At 39.8% G+C, this 231-nt stretch carries 1 protein-coding gene; it reads right to left on the minus strand.

Annotated elements, in window-relative coordinates; all coding sequences use genetic code 11:
• Nucleotides 1-231, minus strand: a 231-nt coding sequence (locus tag AC0L21_RS38140; protein ID WP_473267167.1) for a hypothetical protein, incomplete at both ends; no start/stop codon positions are given.

Genomic DNA, 231 nt, shown 5'->3' on the forward strand with positions numbered 1-231 from the left:
AAAATTTTTTTTTTTTTTTGTTGGGGGGGGGTGGGGGTCTTTTTTTTGTTTTTTTGGGTGTTGTTTTTTTTTATTCTTTTGGGGGGTGTTTTTTGTTTTTTTTTTTTGTTGTGTTTTTTTTTGTTGTCTTTTTTCTTTTTGCCGTTGTTTTTTTTGTGCTGGGTTCGGTTGCGCTCGCCTCCCCCCCTTTCCGCTTGGTGTGTTCTCTCCCCCCTTTTTGTTTCGGCGGCG

Source organism: Bradyrhizobium sp. WSM4873, from assembly GCF_055811355.1.